Genomic DNA, 2,396 nt, shown 5'->3' with positions numbered 1-2,396 from the left:
CGGGCGATGTGACCGGGGCCTTTCAGTTCACTCATGCGGCCGGCTATGAGGGGGGGATTGTGGTGAGTAATGCCATTTTCCACCTGCCGAGGAAGGCCGATTATACCTTCATGCCCTGGTGCACCTACACTGATCCGGAACTGGCCAGTATCGGAATGAACGAAAAGAGCGCCAAAGGGGCCGGCCTGGAATACACGGTCTGGACCGAAGCCTTCATGGACAACGATAGAAGCCTGGCGGAAGGAGAAAGGACTGGGAAAATCAAGATGATCCTGGACAAACAGGAGAAACCCCTGGGCGTTCAGATTCTCGGCCCCCAGGCCGGGGAGCTGCTGAGCGAATGGGTGGCCGTTTTAAACGGCAGGGTCAAGCTTTCCACCCTGGCTTCGGCGGTCCATCCTTATCCCACCCTGGGGGAGATCAACAAGCGGGTGGCCGGCACCTTTTTTGCCCCGAAAATATTCTCGAACCGGATGAAGAAAGGGCTCAGGTTTTTCTTCCATTTGAAAGGCAGGGCCTGTGGATAAGGGAAAAGCATTAGAAGTGTTTTTGTTTCAGGTCTTGACATTTGACTTAACATAAGATGACGCTTTCAATATGGCGCGGCCGATTAGTGTCAAATGCCAAGACCTGAAACCATGCTGCAATTCAATCCGGGATTGCTCAGCAATCCGCTTTCGTCATTTTTTCCGGGTTAAGGTCATCTCCATCATTTTCTCTTCCTGGCCCCCTTTGGCGGTGATGTACATTTCATAAGCCATGGTATTGTCATTCACGATCCTGGACACGCTACGCCAGGTCATGGGGCCCCGGGCGGGGTCGTCGTAGCTGCTCACCTGTGTAATGGTCTTACCATTCCGGCTGGCCGTCCCTTCAAAAAAATAGATGGCGGTGCTCATGGAATCGATCCAGACCGACACATACTTCCTGGTATGGTTGTCGTACCCGATGAGGTTGATGCCTTTGAAGGTGGTCCCCATCATATCGCCGGTATACTCCTGCTGCAGAAATCGTCCGTCAAGAATCATTTTTTGTTTGCAGGTGCCTTTGGATTCCATGGGGGGCTTATCGGGTTCCATCCAGGCCGTGGTCTTGGTCATCCAACTTCCCGCCAGAGTCGCCAGCCGTTTGTGGGGCCCCCCCGGAGTTCCCACTTTGGTGTAGATTTTCATCATCGCCTGCATATCCATCCTGCCCTTTTGTTTTTTTGCTGCTGCCATCGCAAACCTCCTTTTGATTGGGTTACCCGGAACGCCTAAATGTTTTAAGCTTACCAGTACTTTTTAAACTGGTGAATAGGGTGAAGGCTGTATTTTTGCAATGGAAATAGAGTATTATTGAATATTGCACCAATTCGTGTCCTCTTTGACTTGAATAAAAGAACGCCTTGTGCCATAATCACCCTTCAATTTTTTGATGGGGAATTAAAGCCTTGGAGGAAATAGGGTTATGGATTTTAAGACTGTTTTTACTACCTTCGGAATGATTTTTCTGGCTGAATTGGGGGATAAGACCCAGTTGGCCACCTTTACTTTTGCAGCCGAAAGTTCATCGCGCTGGGCCGTATTTATCGGATCGGCCGGGGCCTTGGTCCTGACCTCATTATTGGGCGTTGTCTTCGGCTCCGTAGTCCACAAGCTGGTTCCGCCCCAGATGATTAAAACCGGTGCGGCGGTTCTTTTTATTGTCCTGGGTTTGTGGATGTTGATTTTTTCCGGGGAGAAATAAATTAAATTTCACCTTTTTTGTTTTGAATCGATAAGCTCCTGAAAACGTATGGCCATTTCGGGCCCCTGGGCCTCTTCGTGTTTAAAAAATACAAAAGCCTTTTCCCATTTCTGCGAAAGGATTTTTTCAATCCATTGGGTCAGATCGGCATCCGTATAATCGGAACGGCGCAGGCGCAGATACCCCCAGGGCGTCGTGTTGAGGATCTCGTTAGCCGGGTTTTCATCACTGTCCGCCGAGCACAGGCTGTAGCCCCTTTGATGCAGGAGGTCCAAAATTTCAGCATTGAGCCAGGAGGGGTGGCGGAACTCGAAGGCGCAGGGTATATTGCCGGGAATCAGAGGAAAGAAATCTTCCAATACAGGACGGTTCGCCTTAAAACTTTTTGGAAATTGAAAAAGGACCGGCCCCAGTTTTTCTTGTAAAACTGACAGGGCACTGAAGAGGTACCCGGTCTCCGCCCCCACATTTCTCAACTGCTTCAAATGGGTGATGACCTGGGGGGCTTTGATGGCGAAAATAAAATGGTCAGGGACCTGTTCGGACCAGGATAGCAGAATATCCTTTCTGGGCATGTGATAAAAGGTGTTATTGATCTCCACCGCTTCGAAACGTTTGGAATAAAAGCCTAAGAGTTCTTTGGGCGAAATCTTTTCAGGATAAAATTT

The 2,396-nt window shown here is 49.6% G+C and carries 4 protein-coding genes; 2 read left to right on the top strand and 2 right to left on the bottom strand.

Annotated elements, in window-relative coordinates; translation table 11 throughout:
* A partial coding sequence (locus HY879_05685) for a mercuric reductase (GenBank protein MBI5602829.1) occupies positions 1-527 on the top strand: 527 nt, incomplete at its 5' end.
* Positions 528-680: 153 nt separating this feature from the next.
* Here the strand turns inward: HY879_05685 and HY879_05680 are convergent.
* Positions 681-1,220 carry a DUF1579 domain-containing protein gene (locus HY879_05680; GenBank protein ID MBI5602828.1) on the bottom strand — a complete coding sequence of 180 codons (540 nt, stop codon included), beginning with the start codon at positions 1,218-1,220 and terminating at the stop codon, positions 681-683.
* 229 nt (positions 1,221-1,449) lie between these two features.
* On the opposite strand from HY879_05680, the gene HY879_05675 reads away from it, so the two are divergent.
* The gene (locus tag HY879_05675; protein MBI5602827.1) at positions 1,450-1,728 is read left to right on the top strand and encodes a TMEM165/GDT1 family protein; all 279 of its coding nucleotides are present in this window, start codon (positions 1,450-1,452) and stop codon (positions 1,726-1,728) included.
* Positions 1,729-1,736: 8 nt separating this feature from the next.
* Here HY879_05675 and HY879_05670 read toward each other — a convergent pair.
* A partial coding sequence (locus HY879_05670; protein ID MBI5602826.1) for a DUF72 domain-containing protein occupies positions 1,737-2,396 on the bottom strand: 660 nt, incomplete at its 5' end.

The sequence above is a fragment of the Deltaproteobacteria bacterium genome (assembly GCA_016219225.1).
In the GTDB taxonomy this organism is placed as follows: domain Bacteria; phylum Desulfobacterota; class RBG-13-43-22; order RBG-13-43-22; family RBG-13-43-22; genus RBG-13-43-22.
This window is presented reverse-complemented; position numbering and strand designations above follow the sequence as displayed.

Bases quoted from the DNA above. Each gene is read 5' to 3' on its own strand.
- HY879_05680 (MBI5602828.1), bottom strand. From the start codon at position 1,220: ATGGCAGCAGCAAAAAAACAAAAGGGCAGGATGGATATGCAGGCGATG.
- HY879_05675 (MBI5602827.1), top strand. From the start codon at position 1,450: ATGGATTTTAAGACTGTTTTTACTACCTTCGGAATGATTTTTCTGGCT.